General features: G+C 64.2%; 12 protein-coding genes. 6 read left to right on the top strand and 6 right to left on the bottom strand.

All coding sequences use genetic code 11. The annotated features are described in order from the left end of the window. Positions 1–40 precede the first annotated feature (40 nt). A complete protein-coding gene (locus AC3WN8_RS16490; protein ID WP_492670545.1) occupies positions 41–1933 on the top strand; it encodes an amidohydrolase family protein in 1893 nt (630 codons plus the stop codon). A 22-nt stretch (positions 1934–1955) separates the two neighbouring features. Here the strand turns inward: AC3WN8_RS16490 and AC3WN8_RS16485 are convergent, their stop codons facing one another. After that, positions 1956–4814: a GAF domain-containing hybrid sensor histidine kinase/response regulator gene (locus tag AC3WN8_RS16485; protein WP_492670544.1), complete on the bottom strand. Its 2859-nt coding sequence runs from the start codon at positions 4812–4814 to the stop codon at positions 1956–1958. A 7-nt stretch (positions 4815–4821) separates the two neighbouring features. After that, complete coding sequence (locus AC3WN8_RS16480) at positions 4822–6300, bottom strand: ATPase domain-containing protein (protein ID WP_492670543.1); 1479 nt, start codon at positions 6298–6300, stop codon at positions 4822–4824. Positions 6301–6538: 238 nt separating this feature from the next. Between AC3WN8_RS16480 and AC3WN8_RS16475 the strand changes: the two genes are divergently transcribed. Then, positions 6539–8458 (top strand): M28 family peptidase, encoded by a 1920-nt coding sequence (locus AC3WN8_RS16475; protein ID WP_492670542.1) that lies wholly within the window; start codon positions 6539–6541, stop codon positions 8456–8458. Positions 8459–8472: 14 nt separating this feature from the next. On the opposite strand, the gene AC3WN8_RS16470 is transcribed toward AC3WN8_RS16475, so the two are convergent. After that, complete coding sequence (locus tag AC3WN8_RS16470) at positions 8473–9486, bottom strand: AraC family transcriptional regulator (protein WP_492670541.1); 1014 nt, start codon at positions 9484–9486, stop codon at positions 8473–8475. Positions 9487–9588: 102 nt separating this feature from the next. On the opposite strand from AC3WN8_RS16470, the gene AC3WN8_RS16465 reads away from it, so the two are divergent. The 3 genes from AC3WN8_RS16465 to AC3WN8_RS16455 all read left to right on the top strand — a co-directional run bounded on the left by AC3WN8_RS16465 (position 9589) and on the right by AC3WN8_RS16455 (position 13354). Next, complete coding sequence (locus AC3WN8_RS16465; RefSeq protein WP_492670540.1) at positions 9589–10419, top strand: DUF2306 domain-containing protein; 831 nt, start codon at positions 9589–9591, stop codon at positions 10417–10419. A gap of 86 nt (positions 10420–10505) precedes the next feature. Beyond that, positions 10506–11177, top strand: coding sequence for a spermidine synthase (locus AC3WN8_RS16460; RefSeq protein WP_492670539.1), 672 nt, complete (start codon positions 10506–10508; stop codon positions 11175–11177). Positions 11178–11557: 380 nt separating this feature from the next. Continuing rightward, a complete protein-coding gene (locus AC3WN8_RS16455) occupies positions 11558–13354 on the top strand; it encodes an ABC transporter ATP-binding protein (RefSeq protein ID WP_492670538.1) in 1797 nt (598 codons plus the stop codon). 58 nt (positions 13355–13412) lie between these two features. On the opposite strand, the gene AC3WN8_RS16450 is transcribed toward AC3WN8_RS16455, so the two are convergent. Together AC3WN8_RS16450 and AC3WN8_RS16445 are read right to left on the bottom strand one after the other, a co-directional pair. Then, complete coding sequence (locus tag AC3WN8_RS16450) at positions 13413–14105, bottom strand: pentapeptide repeat-containing protein (RefSeq protein ID WP_492670537.1); 693 nt, start codon at positions 14103–14105, stop codon at positions 13413–13415. A gap of 60 nt (positions 14106–14165) precedes the next feature. After that, positions 14166–15335: a serine hydrolase domain-containing protein gene (locus tag AC3WN8_RS16445; RefSeq protein ID WP_492670536.1), complete on the bottom strand. Its 1170-nt coding sequence runs from the start codon at positions 15333–15335 to the stop codon at positions 14166–14168. 245 nt (positions 15336–15580) lie between these two features. Here AC3WN8_RS16445 and AC3WN8_RS16440 point away from each other — a divergent pair, with 245 nt between their 5' ends. Then, entirely contained in the window at positions 15581–17509 is a 1929-nt protein-coding gene (locus AC3WN8_RS16440; protein WP_492670535.1) for an N-acyl-D-amino-acid deacylase family protein, read from the top strand. A gap of 212 nt (positions 17510–17721) precedes the next feature. On the opposite strand, the gene AC3WN8_RS16435 is transcribed toward AC3WN8_RS16440, so the two are convergent. Beyond that, on the bottom strand, positions 17722–19299 hold the full coding sequence (locus AC3WN8_RS16435) for an ABC-F family ATP-binding cassette domain-containing protein (protein ID WP_492670534.1): 1578 nt from the start codon (positions 19297–19299) through the stop codon (positions 17722–17724). Positions 19300–19407: the final 108 nt, after the last annotated feature.

Below are 19407 nucleotides of genomic sequence, written 5' to 3'. Positions count from 1 at the left end.
CGACGTTGCCCCTGCCGGGCACCACCTTCAGACTGACGGGATGACGATACGAACGGGCCTTTGGCTGGGATTGTGCGTGGTAGGGCTGGCATTGGCGCCCTTGAGCGTGCCGGCGATGGCGGGCGCTGAGACTCCGGCCCAGCAGGGCGACCTGCTGATCCGTGGCGCCCGGGTGTTCGACGGCACAGGTGTGCCCGCCACCGTTACCGACGTGCTGATCAGCGATGGCCGGATCGTCACCGTCGGCACCCATTTGCGGGCGCCGCGCGGTACCCGGGTGATCGACGCGCGCGGGCTGACCCTGATCCCGGGTCTGCACGATCTCCACACCCATTTGCGCTCGCCCGCTTTTTCGGCGCCTGACGATCTGGGCAAGGCCTATGCCGAATATCTGCTGAGCGGAGTCACCACCGCCAACGACTTCTCGGTTTCGGGCGAGATGCTGGCGCCGATCCGCGAAATGACTGGATCGGGTGCGGTCGTGGCGCCCAATCTGGAGCTGGCGATCCGGCTGGGCGTGCCCGGCGGGCATGGCACCGAATTCGGCTGGGGCAATTTCTTCACGATGAAAGCGGCGACGCCGCGCGCCGCGCATGTCGCGATGGCAAAGGCGCTGCCCTATCGTCCCGATGTCATCAAGGTGTTCGCCGATGGCTGGCGCTATGGCCGCTCGCCCTCGCTCAACAGCATGGATGAGCCGACATTGAGCGCGATCGTCAAGGACGCGCATGCCGCGGGAATCCCGGTGATCACGCATACGGTGACGCTGGAGGGTGCGCGCGTCGCGGCGGCGGCGGGCGTCGACGCGGTCGGCCATGGCATTGGCGATGCGCTGGTCGACGACGATCTGATCGCGCTGATGAAGCGCAACGGCACTGCCTATGTGCCGACTTTGGTGGTGTATGAGCCGCAGCAGGATCGCAGTTTCGTGCCCGGCGAATGGCAGAGCCTGCGTCCACCCGAACGCGCGCGAGAGGAAGCGCGGATGGCAGCGCCCATCGAGGCAATTCCGCCGCTGGAGGCGAAGCGCTGGCAGGTCATGCAGGATAACGTCCGCCGGCTGAAAGCTGCCGACATCCGTATCGGGATCGGCACCGATGCCGGGATCGGCGGCGTGTATCACGGCACTTCGGCCTTGCGCGAGATCCGCTGGTTGACGAAGCTGGGCTTCACCCCGGCCGAAGCCTTGGCCGCTGCGACCAGCATCAGCGCCGGTATATTGCGCGCAGGCGAAGCACATGGACGCATCGCCCCCGGCCAGCGTGCCGACCTGGTGCTGACCGGCGGCCGGCCCGACGAACGGATCGAGGATATCCATGATGTGCGCCGCGTGTTCGTGGGTGGCCGGGAGAGGGCGCTGCCGCCGTTGCGTACGCTGATCGCCGGCGAAGCGCCCACGCCCTTGCCGGTTATGAAGATGGCAGGGCTGATCGATACCGGTCGTGGCCCGGCGGGGCGCACCGATCTCGATACGTTGCCGGTCGAAAGCACCGAGCCGGGCATCGATCACAGCCATCTCGATTATGTCCGCCCTGGCGAGGATAGGGCGGGGGAAGCAGGCAGGCCGCTGTTCCTGGTCGCGCAGATGGGTGCCGCGCCGCGGCCGTTCGCGCAGCTCATCCTGCCGCTCACCAAGGGGGCCGTGCAGCTTGCCGATGCGCGCGGCTTTACCGGCATCGCCTTCGCCGCACGCGGTGCCGGCAGATATCAGATGCTGTTCGACAGCTATGCCATCCAGCAGAGCGGCTGGTTCCGGGCCGGGTTCGAGGCGGGCGGCGACCGACGCGAGATCCGTATTCCGTTCAGCAGCTTTGGCAGCGGCAACAAGGATGCGGTGCTCGACCTGGCGAAGCTCCGGGCGCTGATCGTGCGGCTCGATGGTGAGCCGGGCGGCAAGGCCTGGCTCGAAATCGGGAATGTCCGCTTCTACTGATGCTCTTTGAAGGAGTTTCCGTTCATTCGGCAATGAGCGTGCGGATACGTTCTGCCAGATTGTCCATGGCAAAGGGTTTGGTCAGGACGTGCATGCCAGGCTCGAGCTGCCCGTTGCCGACCACGGCATTCTCGGCATAGCCGGTGATGAAAAGCACCTTGAGATCCGGACGCGCCACACGTGCCGCGTCGGCCAATTGTCGGCCGTTCATACCCTTTGGCAGCCCGACATCGGTGATCAGCAGATCGATACGAGCCGATGAGTCCAGGATCGCCAGGCCTTCGGGACCGTTGCTTGCCTCGATCGCACGATAGCCCAGTCCGTCCAACACATCGATGACGAGCATCCGCACCGCGGGTTCGTCATCGACCACCATTACTGTCTCACCGCTCGCCGTGGCTTCCGCCTCGATTGCCTGTTCCGAAACCTCCTCGCCATCCTCGCGGGCATGCGCGCGCGGGAGATACAGGCACATCGTCGTTCCATGCCCCATTTCCGAATAAATCCGTACTTGTCCTCCGGACTGGCGAACGAAGCCATAGATCATCGAAAGGCCGAGACCAGTGCCTTCGCCGAGCGGTTTGGTCGTGAAAAAGGGGTCGAAGGCGCGCTCGATCGTCTCGGGCGCCATGCCGGAGCCGGTGTCGGTGACGCAGAGCGAGATATATTGCCCCGGCGGCAGTTCGCGCTCTGCCGCGGACCGCGCATCCAGCCATTTGTTCGCGGTCTCGATGGTGATGCGGCCACCGTCCGGCATCGCGTCACGCGCATTGATGCACAGGTTGAGCAGCGCGTTTTCGAGCTGGTTCGGATCGATCAATGTCGTCCAAAGGCCGCCGGCCTCGACGATTTCGATCTCGACTGCGGGGCCGACCGAGCGACGCAGCAGGTCGTCCATCCCCGCGATCAGTCGATTGATGTTGGTGACTTTGGGGTCGAGGGTCTGACGTCGCGAAAAGGCGAGCAGGCGATGGGTCAATGCGGCGGCGCGTTTCGACGCCTGCTGCGCTGCATCGAGATATTTGTCGATCTCGTTCGAACGCCCCTGCTTGAGGCGGATCTGCATCAGTTCGAGGCCGCCGCTGATCGCGGTCAGCAGATTGTTGAAGTCGTGCGCCAGTCCGCCGGTCAACTGGCCGACCGCCTCCATCTTCTGCGCCTGTCGAAGCTGATCCTGCGCAGTCACCAGCTGTTGTTCGGCCTCCTTTTCCGCAGTGACATGCCGACCGCTGGCATAGACGCGATCGCCCTCCGGCGACGCCACCCACGAAATCCAGCGATAGCTTCCATCCTTATGACGGACCCGATTCTCATATTGGCGCAGCGCGCCGCTCTGCGCGCGGATATGAGCGGCATGGCTCGATGCCTGATCGTCGGGGTGGCTGAAGGCCACATGATCCTGGCCGACGATATCGTCGGGCTGCCAGCCCAATATGGTCGACCAGGCCGGATTGACCGCAAGGAAACGACCATCGCTGGCGACGACCGCCAGCAGATCCTGCGAGTTCCGCCAGGTACGATCGCGTTCGCGCGTCCGTTCCTCCACCTGCTGCTCCAGCGATTCCGCCAGGTTTTCGAGCGAGAGTTCGGCGTTGCGGCGCTCGATCGCGGCCTGGGTGCGATCCGCGACATCGCGGACGAATGCGATGTCGTCGTCGGGCCAGGCACGAACCTCGGCATGATTGAGATAGAGCAGAGCCACGAAATCGGACCTGTCGACAAGCGGCATGTTGAGTATCGCGCGGGCTTGAATCGCTTCCAGCGCATCGGCATTTTCGCGGGTGCGCGGATCCGTGCGCGCATCGGCGAAGGTGACGACCTCGCCGCGCTTGAGATTCTCGATATAGGACCCATAGTCGCGAAATTGGAGGACGCCCGCCAGGCTGCGGGTGCCCGGTGCGTTCCAGTCTCGGTCGATCGTGATGGTTTCGCGCACCGGATCAATGACCCCATAGCCAGCACGGTTGACCCCCAGGGTTCGTCCAAGAATTTCGGCGGCAAGATACGACATGTCCGCAGGATCGGTCATCTGCCGCAATCCATCACCCAGCGTGAGAAGTGCCGTGCGCCGCATCTCCACGCGCCGGCGCTCGGTGATCTCGTGCGACACGCCAACCAGCGTCGTGACCACGCCATTATGATCGCGCTCGACGCGTCCGTTCATCTGGATCCAGTGCAGCGAGCTGTCAGGCCAGACGCAGCGTAGCTCCACGCCCACATCATCTTGTGTGTCCAGTGAGTGCTGAACTGCCGCCTGGACGCGAGAGCGATCGTCGTCGTGGATGCTGGCGATCAGGTCCGCATAGCTGAACCGGTCATCCGGCGATCGGCCGAAATGTGCCTTGCACGCGTCTTCGGCGTTCAGTGTTCTGGTGGGCAGGTCGAGCACCCAGGCACCGAGCCCGCCAGCCGCAAGCGCGAGCCTGAGGCTTTCACGGCCCTCGCGAATGTCCTCGAGCCGCGTCCGCGCTTCATATTGACGCAGGCGCGAGCGTCGCGCCGACCGGGCAAGGCTGAGCAGGGTGGTCGGATGAAAAGGACGTTCGAGAAAGGTCACGTTGCCGAGCGTTTCCAGCAGCCGAACTGCTCCGGGATTTCGCTCGAGGCCGCCGCCACGCTCCGTCAGGATGATGAACGGGAAATCCGACCATTCCGCCTGATCGGCGAGAAAGCCGGCAAGGTCGCGCAGATCGGCACCACGCAACGCCTCTTCGGTGATGATCGCAAAACCTGCCCCTGCGCGAAGCGTCGCAACCAGCGCGGGCAGATCCTGTGTCGCTTGCGCGGTCATGCCCCCATCGCGAAGCATCGACTGGGCGATGACGGCGTCGCGGCCGCGCGGTGCGAGAATGACGGCGCCCTCGGCGCTGGTGCGGTTCACGGAACGATCAATCCCTATCCGCGCCCAACAATCCCTGACCATCCCCCATCAAGGTCGGAACGCCCCGCAATACGCCCTGGAACTGCGTCAGCGGCTCGCCCAGCGTGATCCCGCTCTTGCCGATCATGAATTCGCGGATCGTGTCCTCGTGTGAACCGGTCCGCTTCTTCACGACCGAGATCGCCCTTCGAACCCGCCCAAGCGCCTCGAAATACCGAAGCAGGATTACGGTATCGGCCAGATAGGTTACGTCGACCGGAGATTTCATGTCGCCGACAAGGCCATGCTGCGCCACCGTCAGGAATGTCATCACACCCTGGCGATTCAGATATTGCAGCAATTCGTGCATGTGCAGGATCAGCGCATGCTCTTCCGGCATCGCCGCCTGATAGCCATTGAGGCTGTCGATCACGACGGTGCGCGCTTCGTGCCGCTCAACGCAGTTGCGAACGCGTTCGGAGAATTCGCCTGGCGTGAGTTCGGCTGCGTCGATCTGCTCGATCAAAAGCTTGCCGCTGTCGATCATTGGCTCCAGGTCGATGCCCAGACCCTTGGCGCGTTCGATCAGCAGGCCGAGCTCCTCATCGAAGACGAACATCGCGGCGTTTTCGCCGCGCCGGACCGCCGACTGGACGAAGCTGAGCGCAAGCAGCGATTTGCCGGTGCCGGCGGGACCCAGCACCAATGTGCTTGCGCCGCGCTCGAAACCGCCGCCGATCAATGTGTTCAGCTCGGCATTGTCGATGGGAACCGCTTCACGGTTGAAGCCCGATCGATGCTCCGCCGAGACCAGCCTGGGAAAGACACGGACACCACCGGTATCGATCACGAAATCGTGATAGCCGCCACGATAGCGGCGACCGCGATATTTGAGGATACGAAGGCGCCGCCGCTCCGCGCCATAGGTGGGCGACAATTCCTCCAGGCGGACCACGGCGTGCGCGACGCTATGGACGGTCTTGTCCATGACGTCGGCGGTCAGGTCGTCGAGCATCAGGACAGTGGCCCGATGGCGCGAAAAATAATGTTTGAGCGCCAGGATCTGGCGGCGATAGCGCAACGAACTCTGCGCAAGCAGCCGGATCTCGGAAAGGCTGTCCAGTACGATCCGCGACGGTTTGATGCGCTCGAAGGATTCGAATATCCGCTTGGTGGTTTCGCCAAGCTCCAGATCGGACGAATAGAGCAAACTCTGCTGCTGCTCCTCGTTGAGCAGGCTTTCCGGCGGCACCAACTCGAAGATCTCGAAATTCTTCCGGAAGGTCCAGCCATGCGAAGCCGCGCCGTCCCGCAATTCCTCTTCGGTCTCGGACAGGGTGATGTAGAGAACTGACTCGCCGGCTTCGGCACCCGCCATCAGGAACTGGGTAGCGATTGTGGTCTTGCCGGTGCCTGGGCTTCCTTCGAGCAGAAATAACCGTCCCTTGGAGAAGCCGCCGGCCAGAATATCGTCCAGTCCGGTTACGCCCGTGGTGTCGTTCGGCATCATCCCTCCGTGTTCGGCGCTTGAGGCATCATAGTTGAACGATTCCGGAGCGGTATTGATCCAGGTGAGCGTGGCAATCGATTGAGGCCGAGGAAGAAACAACAGGGTGAAGATACCGAAACCTCGATATTTTCTGGTGCAATGGACCCGATCGCGCGCGCCATGCTAGCGTTCGCGACCATCTTCATCCGCGTGCGGCCTGCGGTCCGGCGGCGGGCAACTCCGGACGAGGTCTTTGATGCTGCTGCTCCTGACGCTGCCGATTCTCGCCGCTCAGATGGCGTCTCGAACCGTCGATATTCCGGACGAGGATACGCGTGCATGGTGGCGTGCGACCGAGGCGCTGTCGGGTGACGAACTGGAGGGCCGCGACACCGGATCGCCAGGCCATGTGCGTGCAGCGGAACGGGTGGCCCGGTCGTTCGAACGCAACGGATTGAAGCCGGCCGGTGAGAACGGCACCTGGCTGCAGACGTTGCGGCTCGACGAAGTTGCCGTGGCGAAGCCCGGCACACGGATCGTGGCGGGCGGTGTCACGCTTCGCTTCCTGCACGATATCACGCTTCGGCCAAGTGCCGGTATGCCGCGCAGCTTGAACGCGCCGATGGTCTTTCGCGGTTATTGCGGTGCGGACGTGCTGGGCGACGTACGCGGCAAGATCGTGCTCTGCTATGGATGGCGCCGCGCCGGACTGACGAACGCGACCGGGCGGCAGGACGCAGTCGAGAGGGCCGGCGCTTCGGGGTTGATCACCATCGCCGATCCCGGCTTCACGATCGAGCCGATACGCTGGCCCGCCGCCTACGCGCGGACGATGACGATGCCCGGTGAGGGCGCACCAGCCGGCGATCGCATGCTGGTGGCGACGCTCAATGCCGATGCGCTGGCGCGCGTGCTGGGGAAGGGTGTGGATGCGGCGAAGCTCATCGCCGACGGCAGTGCGGGCAGGCCGCTCGCCAATGCGGATCTGCCCGGCCGGTTCGTCGCCAAGTTCGACGTGCGGTCGCGCGCGCTGAAGTCATCCAATGTGCTCGGCCTGCTGCCTGGTACCGATCCCGTGCTGAAGGACGAGGTCGTTATACTGTCGGCGCATCTCGACGGCTATGGTCATGGCGAGCCGGTCGATGGCGACGGGCTTTATAACGGTACGCTCGACGACGCGGCCTATGTGGCGCTGCTCCAGCGACTGGCCGAACGGCGCGGCGGCAAGGGCTATCGGCGTACGATCCTGTTCGCGGCGTTCACCGGAGAGGAGAAGGGGCTGTTCGGCGCGCGCCATTTCGTCGCCCATCCGACGGTTCCGTCCGGGTCGATCGTCGCCAATATCAATCTCGACCAGATCCGGCCGATCTTCCCGCTCGAGCTGCTGACCGTCCACGGGCTCGACGACACCGGCCTGGGCGATGCCGCGCGGCGTGCGGCGGGGCCGCTCGGCATCACCGTCCAGCACGACCCCGAGCCCGAACGCAATCTGATGCGCCGGGCCGATCATTGGCCGTTCATCCAGGCTGGCATTCCGGCGACCGGCTTCGTCTTCGGCTATCGACCGGGCACGGATTCGGAGGTGCGTTATCGCGAATGGTATCATAGTCGCTACCACAAGCCGCAGGACGACCTGACCCAACCGATGGACTGGGCGGCGGCCGCCAAGTTCAACCGCTTCTTCTACGATATGGTCGACATCGTCGCCGACGCCGATGCGAAGCCGGCATGGCGTGCGGACAGTCCGTTCCGGCCGGCAAATGCCACGCCAGCCGCTGCCGTACAGCCATGTCCCGCCGATCCGGCTGCGGTCACGGCGGTGACGGAGACGATTCGCGGGCTTTACGCAGCGCTGGCCCGTGAGGATCAGGCGGGTTTTGCGCGGGCGACTGCGCCCTCCTTCTACGCCTATGACGGCGGACAGCGTTTCAAGGGCGTCGAACTGCTCGATCTGGTGCGCAATGCCCGCAAGGCGGGCATGATGTTCGAATGGAATCCGGGGGTGATCAAGGCGCAAGTCAGTTGCGACATGGCATGGGCGTCATGGGAGAATGTCGGCCGCGCCGGCCCCGCAGCCGCTCCCGAGCCGGTCACCTGGCTGGAATCCGCGGCGCTCGGCCGCCGTGATGGGCGCTGGGTGATCGAATTCCTCCACGCCGGACGTGCGAAGAATTAGGCAGAGACCGGAATTCAGCGAACCCGCGCATCGCGCGGACTGAAACCCGTCCACCGCTTGAACGCACGGGAAAAGGCGCTGGGATCGGAAAAGCCGACCAGATAGGCGGTTTCGTTGACCGATGCCTTGCGTCCGCTCAGATAATGCAGCGCCATCTTGTGGCGCAGTGCATCGACCAGGCCATCATAGCTCACATCCTCGCGCTTGAGCCGGCGATAAAGCGACTGGCGGCTGAGGCCGAGCTGCGCCGCGATCGTTTCCATGCCGATATCGCCCTTGTGCAGCACCGGGATCAGCAGGGCCTCGACGCGGCCGCGCACGGTCTGCGCATCCTCCAGGCTCTTGAGCAGCCGGTCGGCATGGTCGCTCAGCACGCCGAAGACATAGCGGTTGGGATTGTGCAGTTCGATCGACAGCCATGAGGGATCGATCATGATTGCGTTGCGGTCGCTCCCGAACGTGACGGGGACCTTCAGGACACGGACATAGTCGGCGGCGTGGCCCGGCTCGGCATGGGTGAAATGGACCGCCTTGGCAAAGGGCGCATCCGGAAAATGGCGTCGCGTTTCCGAAATGAAGCGCGACCATGTCGATTCGGTCATTTCGGGGAAGCTGTTGGCATCGGTGCGCATGTCGACCAGCCACAATTCCCCGTCGATCCGGGTCAGTTCGAAGCGTTTGCCGCGCCCGGGAAGCGCGACCTCGATAGCCAGTTGGCCGTAGCGGTTCAGCTCGGCCAGCGCCTCGCCCATGGTCGGGGATGCATAGCAGATCAGCCCGACGACCGAGAATTCCCTGAAATCCTTCGCCGCGCCGAGATGCAGCGCGAATGCTGGGTCTTCGCACAATTGCTTGGCGGCCATCATCAGTGCGACATAGCGCGAGAAGGCGATGCGATTGTCGGGATCCCGCAGATCGTCGGGATCGATGCCGGAGCGTTCGACAAGCTGCTTCCGGTTTGCGCCGCGCGCTTCCGCGAACTGCATCAGATTGTTCGCATAGCCCGCGGAAACCGTGGGTTCAGCCATTGACCGCCCCCTGCGATCCCAAAGTCAGATGTTTGATCGCCACGGTCATGTGGTCGCGAACATAGACGGGTTATCGCTCGATGAGAACGAATGAGAGCGGGAATGAGCGAAACCACGATATCGGGCCGGCCGGCGACCAGATCCACCGCCGACAAGGCGCTGAAGGCAGCGGGCCTGACCTGGTATCTGGTGGCGGTGATCGGCCAATGGGCGTTCGTCGCCTATGTGGCGTCCTTCTATGGGCGCGCTGCGGCACAGGGGGATCTCGAACGCTGGAACGATATCCTTGTCGGCGGCTATGTTGCCGGCGGCACCGTCGGCAATGCGATATTGGCGGCGCATCTGCTGCTCGCGGTGATCATCACGATCGGCGGCCCGCTTCAGCTCATTCCCTGGCTTCGCGGCCGGGCTTTGCCGTTTCATCGCTGGAATGGTCGCCTCTACATGGTGACCGCCGTAGTGATCAGCGTGGCCGGGCTCTATATGGTGTGGACGCGGGGCACCGCGGGCGGCACCGCGATGCGCGTAGGGATCAGCATCAACGGGTTGCTCATCCTGCTGGCCGTGGTGCTGGCCTGGCGCCATGTGCTGGCCCGCAATATCGCCGCGCATCGGCGCTGGGCGCTGCGCGGTTTCATCCTGGTGAGCGGCGTCTGGTTCTTCCGGGTCGGATTGATGTTCTGGGTCATCGCCAATCAGGGGCCGGTCGGGATCGGCAAGGATTTCGACGGTCCCTTCGTCCGCTTCCTGGCCTTTGGCTGTTATCTGGTGCCGCTGGTCATACTCGAACTCTATCTCCGCGCGCAGGATCGTGCCGGCCCGTCCGGTCGCTATGCCATGGCGGGTGCGCTTTTCGCCCTGACCGCGGCGATGGCCGTCGGCATCGCCGGCGCCGTCATGGGCATGTGGTTGCCGCGCATCCTCGGGGGCTGAGCGGCAGGGGGCGAAAAATAACTGGTCAGATCGGTCCATGGCCGGGCAAAGGGGCCCGGAAAGCCGATCGAGCCGGAGCACATATCATGACCCCACGCGAATTGATCGGAACGGCGAAAGTGCCGGGCGGAGAGGATTTGCGGCTGTTTCGCCGCGGCGGCGATTTCATGATCGTGCTCGATCGCAACGAACTGATGAACAGCCGGATGAGCGGTTCGGAAGAAGCGCTGGCGACGATGACCTGCGAACGGTTGGCCGGTCGTTCCGCGCCGCATCTGCTGATCGGCGGCTATGGCATGGGCTTTACCCTGCGCGCGGCGCTGGCGATGCTGGGCAAGGACGCCCGGCTGACCGTGGCGGAACTGGTGCCGGAGATCATCGCCTGGGCGCGGGGGCCGATGGTCGAGCTTGCCGCGGGCTGCCTCGACGATCCGCGCGTGCATCTGATCCATGGCGATGTCGCCAGGGTCATCGATGCCGAGCCGCGATGCTATGACGCGATCCTTCTCGATGTCGACAATGGCCCCGATGGCCTGACGCGCGACCAGAATGACCGGCTCTATTCGGCACGGGGGCTGGCCGCCGCAAAAAACGCGCTCAGGCCCGGCGGCGTGCTGGCGGTCTGGTCGGCCGCACCGGACAATGCGTTTGCGCGCCGGCTGGGCGAAGCCGGGTTCGCGGTCGAGGAAGTCGCGGTCCGCGCACGCGGCAATGGCAAGGGGCCGCGCCACGTGATCTGGTTCGCGACGAAACGCTAGCGGCGATACGAGGGGGGATATCCGCTTCTCGACGGTCGCGTCTCGGCTTCGCTCGACGCTGCTCGAAGCAAGTGGTGAAACTCCTCCGTTGGCTTCGAGCGTAGGTTCGAGCTTGCCGAGAACCGCAGTCGAGAAGCGGGCTGGCCGATGCCCCGTTGCCGAATCCGATCATCGCTGTTAGGAAGCGGCCGTCTCAACGCAAGCAAGAGGGAGGGACATTGATGACAATATCGACCGTTCGCTTCCCTCTCGGCAGGTATCGGACCACCGGCGCACTGCGCCATTAGGTCCTGAAACCACCCTGATTCCGGCCATTCAGCGCCAGAATCCTTCCCGATAGACTTGCATTGGAGACGGCGTGTTCGCGCCGGTTCACGATTATGACCGATCAATCCCGCAAGGGGCCGCACGATAGCGTGCGTGCCGTCCTTGGTTTCGCTTTTCGCCACTGGGCCGCGCAGAAGCTGCGCGTCGTCACGGTCTGCGCGGCTGTCTGCATAGGCGTCGCGCTCGAAGTGTTCATGCCGATGGTGGCCGGCCGCCTCGTCGATGCGCTCGCCGCCGGCGATCGGCCCAGCGTGCCGATATTGTTCGCCGTGATGGTGTCGCTCGGCATCGGCACGGTGGTGGCGCGGCACATATCGATCGCGGCGATCGTGCCGTTCACGCTGAAGATGATGGGCGACGTCGCCGAACAGGCGTTTCACCGCGTCCAGCGCTTTTCGACCGACTGGCATGCGAACAGCTTTTCCGGCTCGGTCGTGCGCAAGATCACGCGCGGCATCTGGGCGATCGACATGCTCAACGATGTGCTGCTCCATCACATCCTCGCCTCGCTCGTCGTTCTGCTCGGCACGATGTTGCTGCTGGGCCTGCACTGGCCGCTGGTCGGGCTGATCATGGGCGTGGGTGCGATCGCCTATATCGTGCTGACCGTGGTTCTCGCCACGCGCTGGGTCGCGCCGGCATCCACGTTGTCCAATGCCTGGGACACGCGGATGGGCGGCCTGTTGTCCGACGCGATCGGGTCCAATGCGGTGGTGAAGGCATTCGGTGCCGAAGCCCGCGAGGAGGAGCGTTTCGCGCGGCTCGTCGGCAAATGGCGCAACCGCACGCGGCGGACCTGGGTGCGCAGCACCTGGTCCGGCACGATGCAGCTCGGTGTGCTCTGGGCATTGCGGACGCTGGTCGTCGGCGCGGCGGTATGGCTGTGGTGGCGCGGCAATGCGACGCCCGGCGATGTCACCTATGTGCTCACCAGCTATTTCGTGCTGCACGGCCACCTCGCCGATATCGGCTATCATGTCCATCACCTCCAACGCTCGGTCAACGAGATGGAGGAACTGGTCGAGATCCATGACGAGCCGCTGGGCATCGAGGATCTCGCCGATGCGGTGCCGATCGCGATCGATGCGGGTGAAGTGCGCTTCGACGACGTCACGTTTCGCTACGGTACGCATGTCACGCCGCTCTACGACGGACTTTCGGTCACGATCCGGGGCGGGGAGCGGGTCGGTCTGGTCGGCCATTCGGGTTCGGGCAAGACCAGTTTCGTCAAGCTGATCCAGCGGCTCTACGACGTCACCGGCGGCCGCGTCACGATCGACGGGCAGGACGTATCGCATGCGACGCAGCAATCGTTGCGCTCGCAGATCGCGATCGTCCAGCAGGAGCCGATTCTGTTCCATCGCAGCCTGGCGGACAATATCGCTTATGCCAGGCCGGGCGCGACATTGGCGGAGATCGAGCGGGCGGCGAAACTTGCCAATGCACACGACTTTATCGCCCGTCTGCCCAAGGGTTATGCGACCCTGGTCGGCGAACGCGGCGTGAAGCTGTCGGGTGGCGAGCGTCAGCGCGTGGCGCTGGCGCGCGCTTTCCTGGCGGATGCGCCGATCCTGATCCTCGACGAAGCGACGTCGAGCCTGGATTCGGAAAGCGAGGCGCTGATCCAGCAGGCGATGGAAAGGCTGATGCATGGCCGCACCGCGATCGTGATCGCGCACCGGCTGTCGACGGTGCGCACGCTCGATCGCATCCTGGTGTTCGATCAGGGCCGGATCGTCGAGGATGGCGACCATGATGCGCTGCTGGAGAAGCCGGACGGGCGTTATCGCCGGCTGTTCGATCGCCAGTCGGGCGCGATACGCGACGAGCCTGAATTCATCGACGCCTGACGGCGCGGATGTTGATTGGCGGCCGCCGGGATGTTCGTCCCGGCGGCCGTTCAGCGGATCACTGAACGTTCAGGCCCAACTCGCCGAGCAGTTGGCCAGCCTGTTCGCGCGAGATCGTCGCGCCGCGGAACAATCCGGCGTCGAACAGCCTGAGCCCGCCGAGATCGGCGCCGCGCAGATCGGCACCGTCGAACCGCGAATCGGCCATGTTCGCGTCGCGCAGGCTGCATTCGTCGAACATGGTCGCGCGGAAATCGCATTTGCGCAGGTCGGCCTGGCTGAAATCGACCTTCCGGAGTGTCCGCTTGCGGAAGGAGAATGAGGGCAGCCGTGCGTTGATCAGTAAGGTCTCTTCAAACACTGCGTCCATGGCGCGGGCTTCGGTCAGGTCCGCGCCGGTCAGCTTGCATCCCTTGAAGCTTGCCGCATTCAGCATGGCACGGCGGAGCACCGCATTGTTGAAGTCGCACGCACTGAAGGCGGCTTCCGCAAGATCGGCGCCGACAAAATCGCAGAATGCGGCGCGGCATCCGCGCCACTTGGTTTTCTCGAGCCGCGCGCCGGTCAGCTTCGCCCGGCGCAGATTGCATCGTTCGAACGTCCATCCCGCAAGTTCGAGCGCCGACAGATCGGCTTCCTCGAGGTCGCAGTCGATCAGGTGCGATTGCCCCGATGCGATCAGTGCCTCGACATCGGCGCGTGCGAGCGTGCGTCCGGTAACGGCGCGTTCGGCGAACAGGTCATCGATCATGCCGTGTCCTATCGGGCCGGCATGATCGATCCAAGTGGAAAGGGGCGATCAAATCAAAGCCTAGACCGCGTCGATCGCCCCCTTGAGCAGCGCCGCCACCGCAGGCGCGGATTTGCTGCGGTCGCCGTCGTTGGTGGCCGAAAAGGCGACGCGCTTGCGCGTGAAATCGACCAGTATCTCGGCATACCAGCGGTTGTTCGAACCGTTGTGCCAGATCTCGCCGCCGGGCCGCACCACCCAGCCCATCGCATAATTCTCGGTATAGGGCGGGGTATGCAGCGTCTTCCAGCTTTCGGGCTTCAGGAAGGATGCCGGCATCTGCATATGGGCGTTCAGATATTTGACCATGTCGGCCAGCGTCATGTGCACGAGGCCGGCGGGGCCCAGTACCGCAGGCAGGTCGGCAGGCATATCGGGCTTGCCGAGCGGAATCGGGGTCAGCTTCTGCGGATCGCCGAACAGTGTATGACCGAGCGGCTGGTCGAGCTTGCCGGCGGTGCCGGGCGCACCATAGCCGGCCGAAGACTGGCCCAGCGGCTTGAAGACATGGGTGGCGAGCAGCTTTTCCCAGCTTTGCTTGTAGATCGTTTCCAGCATGGCGCCGACGATCACATAGCCGCTGTTCGAATAGAGCATCTTCTCGCCGGGGGCCGCGATCGGATCGTCGGCCAGCGCCAGCGCCGCATAGCGCAGCCGGTCGGGACGGGGGTCGGCAGGGTTGATGACGGGAAACTTGATCATCTCGGCATTGGCGATGCCGCGCGGCAGGCCCGAATGATGACTGCACAGATGGCGCAAGGTCACCGGCTTATAGACCTGCTTCATGTTCGGCGCGGCACTGCCCAGTATCTCGCCGACCGTCGTGTCCCAGCTGATCCCGCCTTTCTCGACCAGGCGCGCGACCAATGTCGAGGTATAGGATTTGGTGATCGATCCGATATGCCAGAGGTCGCTGGTGGTGACCGGCGTCGCCGCATCGATCGAGCGCAGGCCGTCGACGACGAGCATCGCCTTGCCGCCATTGGCCGCGCGAGCGCCGCCCAGCGCCGGAATCCCGCCGGTCGCGCGCAGCTTGGCGAGTGCTGCCGCGGTGAAGCTTTCGAGCGTCAGTTGCGGCGCGGCATCGGCGGCGAAGGCGCGCATCGGCAGGGCTGCCAGGCCGGCGACGGTGGCCATGCCCAGAATATGTTCGCGTCTCGATTGGTGGATCATGATTTCAGAGCTCCCCATTTCCTTTTTCCTGCGATGCTCGCTCATCGCCGGCGGCTCGTGTCGCGGCCTCACACCGTCTTTGGACCGTGCCCAGATTTGGTCTGATCGGGATCGTATTATCCCAATTGGAAAAGAGTCAATTGATTTTGGCGCGATCCTGATCGATTATCCAGATCTGAAAATCGACATTGAACGCGGACAATCGCTGCTCTAGCCCGTTGCTCGAAACAGGCGGCAGCGACCGCTCGGAAAGGGTGCATGATATGACGAGGATGATGACGGCTTTGCTGGCGACGGCGGCGATGGCGCTGCCGGTCTGCAACGGCGCATATGCGGCGCCCGCCGCACCGGCCACTTATGACGTGATCATCCGCCACGGCACTGTTTTCGACGGCACCGGCGCCGAGGGGCGCGTCACCGATATCGGCATCGTCGGCGATCGCGTGATCGCTGTCGGCGATCTGTCGCGTGCGAAGGGAACGGTCGAGAAGGACGCGACCGGCCTTTACGTTTCGCCCGGCTTTGTCAGCGTGCACGATCACAGCGCACCGACATCCTATGCCCGTCCCGAGGGGATTTTGACCCAGGGCGTGACCACCGCGATCACCAACCCCGATGGCGGCGGCGAGCTCGACATTGTCAAGCAGCTCAGCGTGCCGCTCGGGCTCAACTATGGTGGCTATATCGGTTTCAACTCGGTGTGGGGCGATGTGGTCGGTTTCGACAATCGCCGCGCCACGCCGGACGAGATCGAACGGATGAAGGCGCTGGTGTTCAAGGGCATGGAGGATGGTGCCTTCGGCCTGTCCTCGGGCCTCGATTACAAGCCGTCCTTCTGGGCGACCGCCGACGAAGTGATCGCGGTCGCCAAGGTGGCGTCGGGCGGCTGGCGGACCAATTTTACCAATCACGAGCGCGTCTTCCCGGGCAACGGCTATAGTTCGATGGCGGGGATGAGGGAGACGCTGGAGATTGGCGAGAAGGCGGGGCTGATGCCCGTCATCACCCATATGAAGCTGCAGGGCCGCGACAATGGCAAGACGGTGGAAGCGCTGGCGCTCGCCACCGATGCGAAGAAGCAGGGCTATGACGTCGGCATGGACGCCTATCCCTATACCTATGGCTCGACCAGCCTGGAGCAGCTCACCATCCCGTCCTGGGCGCAGGAAGGCGGCCGCGATGCGATGCTCAAGCGTTTCAAGGATCCTGCGCTGCGTCCGAAGATCGTCGCGGAGACCAACGAGCAGATCGATGTCCGCTGGATGGGCCCCAAGGGCGTCTATATCGTCGATATCGAAAAGCGGCTGCCCGTCGAGATGGCCGCGCGCGGCAATATTTCGGGCGGCGAAGCGATCGTCCAGCTGCTCGAAGAAGGCAATCGCCGCGTGCTGCTGAGCTTCGGCACCGAAGAGGATCAGGCGGCCTTGCTCAAGGATCCACTGCAGGTCGTCTCGTGCGACTGCGGCGCCAATACCTCCAAGGTCGGCCATCCCCGCAACTGGGGTTCCTTCCCGCGCTTCCTAGGCCGCTATGTGCGCGAGCAGAAACTGGTGAGCTGGGGAGAGGCGGTGCGCAAAATGACGGCATTGCCCGCCGCGATGGTCGGCCTGTCCGAACGCGGCTATCTGTTGCCCGGCATGGTCGCGGACATCACCTTGTTCGATCCGAAGACGGTGATCGACCGTTCCACCGTGGAAGCGCCGACCTTGCCCTCGGTCGGCATCCAGGCCGTGATCGTCAACGGCAAGCTCGCGCTCGACGACGGCAAGGTGGTCGACGGCACATTCGGCACGCGCCTTGTCCGTTCGCGGCACGAACCATCGCGACCGATGAATTTCGACATCGCGCGCAGCGTGTCGGCCAAGGGCAGCGTCAACGGCGCAACCGTCGCGATCAACCTGGCCCAGGCCGCCGGCGCTGCCGCACCGACCGGCAAGGTCAGCGTGAAGGGATTGCTTGGCGGCAATTTCACCTTCACGCCGAGCATCCTGCAAACCACCAAGGGCTGGGCGAGCATCACCGGCACCGGTCGCCGCGGCAAAGCCAGGGTGGAAGCGATCACGTTCCAGCTTGAACAGGCCGATCCGTTCAATGGGGGCAAGCCGACGCTGACCATTCTCGCTGACGGTAGGCCCATTCTGGAAGGTGCTTTGCCCGATGGGGCGATCTTGGTGGCCGAAGGCGGGAAGTAGCGGGCTTTTTTTCCTCCCTGCGCGTTAGCGCGGGGAGGGGGACCGCGCGACCATAGTCGCGTGGTGGAGGGGAAATGCGATGCATCCTGCTCGCCGGGCCCGCTGGAAGTCTGTGCGATGGCAATATCGTATTTCCCCTCCACCACCAGCCTTTGGCTGGCGGTCCCCCTCCCCATCTTCGACAGGGAGGAGAGGTGTATGGCGCTTTCAATCTATCCCAAAACCACTCTCCGCGTGATCCCGATCGCGTCGAGGAATGCTTCGTCGTGGCTCACCACGAGCAGCGCGCCGTCATAACCGCGCAATCCGGCCTCGACCGCTTCCATCGAGGCGATGTCGAGATGGTTGGTCGGCTCGTCGAGGATCAGCAGCGACGGCGGTTTTGGTCCGCCGAGCACGCAGGCAAGCCCGGCGCGCAGCATCTGGCCGCCGCTCAATGTCGATACGATCTGCAGCGCGGCGTCCGCCCTGAACATGAAGCGGGCGAGTGCGGCGCGGCAGGTGTTTTCGTCGCGCTCACCAGTGATGCGTGCGAAATTGTCGCGGATCGAGCTGTCGGGATCGAGCAGGCTGACGCGCTGGTCGAGCATGGCGAAGCCGGAGATCGTTCGCACGGTTCCGGACCATGGCCGTAGCGCCCCGGTGACGAGCGCGAGCAGGGTGGTCTTGCCCGATCCGTTCTCGCCGACGATCGCGACGCGTTCGGGGCCGCTGATCGTCAGCGAAAGATCACGCAGGATCGGCCGATCCGGCTCGTAACCGGCCGTCGCGCCGTCGATCTCCAGCACCGTCCGGTTCGCCGGCAGGCCCGATGGCGGTATGACGACCGACATCGTCTTCAATATCTCGATGCGCTCGCGTGCGGCTGTTGCGATCTCGGCCGCATGGGTGCGCTGGCGCTGCGCCAGCCGTGCATTCTCGCCGCTGCTGTCCTCGGCCTGGTCCTTGCGCTTGCCGAGCAGGATGCGTGGCAAATCTCCCTTGGCGTTTCTGCGGCGGCCCGCCGAATCCTTGCGTGCCTTGCGTTCGATGCTGTCCTGGACGCGCCGCTCGACCTGCGCGATCTGCCTTTCGGCGTCGGCCAGCTCGCGCTCGGCGGCCTCGAGTTCCGCCTGCTTGCGTTCGTGATACTGGCTCCAATTGCCGCCATAGCGCGTCGCACCGAGCGAGGTCAGTTCGACGATGGCATCCATCCTCTCCAGCAATTCGCGATCATGGCTGACGACGATCGCGCCGCCACGCCAGCCGGCGAGCAGCGCGATCACCGCCTCGCGGCCTGCACGATCGAGATTGTTGGTCGGCTCGTCGAGCAGCAGGAAATCGGGCTCGGCGAAGATCGCGCCGGCCAGGCTCGCGCGCGTCCTTTGCCCGCCGGACAGCGTCGTCAGCAGGGTATCCGCGGTTGCATCGAGCCCGACATGGCCGAGCGCGGACTGGATACGATCTTCGATCGTCCAGTCGGCATCGGCCAGATCCTCGATGCTCGCGCTGCCGGCCTCGGCGCGGCGGAGCAGGGCGAGCGCGTCGGTGGCGCCGAACAGGTCGGCGACGGTCTCGCCCTCATCGACGCGAACCGCCTGATGCAGCATGCGCAGGCTGCCATTGACCGAGATCGCGCCCGATTGGGCAGGCAATTCGCCGGAGATCAGCTTGAGCAGCGTCGACTTGCCGACGCCGTTGCGGCCGACAAGGCCGGCGCGTTCGGGGCCGAAGACGAGATCGAGATTTGAAAGGACGCTGCGCGCGTCAGGCGTCGACCAGCTCAGATTGGATAGTGTGATGGCAGGCATATGGAACTTCCCTGATGGCAAGGCGATTGGGCGTTGCTGTCAGGTTGAAATCCATGATTGCACATATCCGTTGATGGTCAAGTTCGTGGATATTAGGCATGTGGAAGC

This window comes from Sphingobium sp. FW305-3-2-15-F-TSA7, assembly GCF_058787155.1.
This window is presented reverse-complemented; position numbering and strand designations above follow the sequence as displayed.

Excerpts from the sequence above, each read along its gene's own strand:
- AC3WN8_RS16490 (WP_492670545.1), top strand. The coding sequence starts at position 41 with ATGACGATACGAACGGGCCTTTGGCTGGGATTGTGCGTGGTAGGGCTG.
- AC3WN8_RS16480 (WP_492670543.1), bottom strand. The coding sequence starts at position 6,300 with ATGCCGAACGACACCACGGGCGTAACCGGACTGGACGATATTCTGGCC.
- AC3WN8_RS16475 (WP_492670542.1), top strand. The coding sequence starts at position 6,539 with ATGCTGCTGCTCCTGACGCTGCCGATTCTCGCCGCTCAGATGGCGTCT.
- AC3WN8_RS16470 (WP_492670541.1), bottom strand. The coding sequence starts at position 9,486 with ATGGCTGAACCCACGGTTTCCGCGGGCTATGCGAACAATCTGATGCAG.
- AC3WN8_RS16465 (WP_492670540.1), top strand. The coding sequence starts at position 9,589 with ATGAGCGAAACCACGATATCGGGCCGGCCGGCGACCAGATCCACCGCC.
- AC3WN8_RS16460 (WP_492670539.1), top strand. The coding sequence starts at position 10,506 with ATGACCCCACGCGAATTGATCGGAACGGCGAAAGTGCCGGGCGGAGAG.
- AC3WN8_RS16455 (WP_492670538.1), top strand. The coding sequence starts at position 11,558 with ATGACCGATCAATCCCGCAAGGGGCCGCACGATAGCGTGCGTGCCGTC.
- AC3WN8_RS16450 (WP_492670537.1), bottom strand. The coding sequence starts at position 14,105 with ATGATCGATGACCTGTTCGCCGAACGCGCCGTTACCGGACGCACGCTC.
- AC3WN8_RS16445 (WP_492670536.1), bottom strand. The coding sequence starts at position 15,335 with ATGGGGAGCTCTGAAATCATGATCCACCAATCGAGACGCGAACATATT.
- AC3WN8_RS16440 (WP_492670535.1), top strand. The coding sequence starts at position 15,581 with ATGACGAGGATGATGACGGCTTTGCTGGCGACGGCGGCGATGGCGCTG.
- AC3WN8_RS16435 (WP_492670534.1), bottom strand. The coding sequence starts at position 19,299 with ATGCCTGCCATCACACTATCCAATCTGAGCTGGTCGACGCCTGACGCG.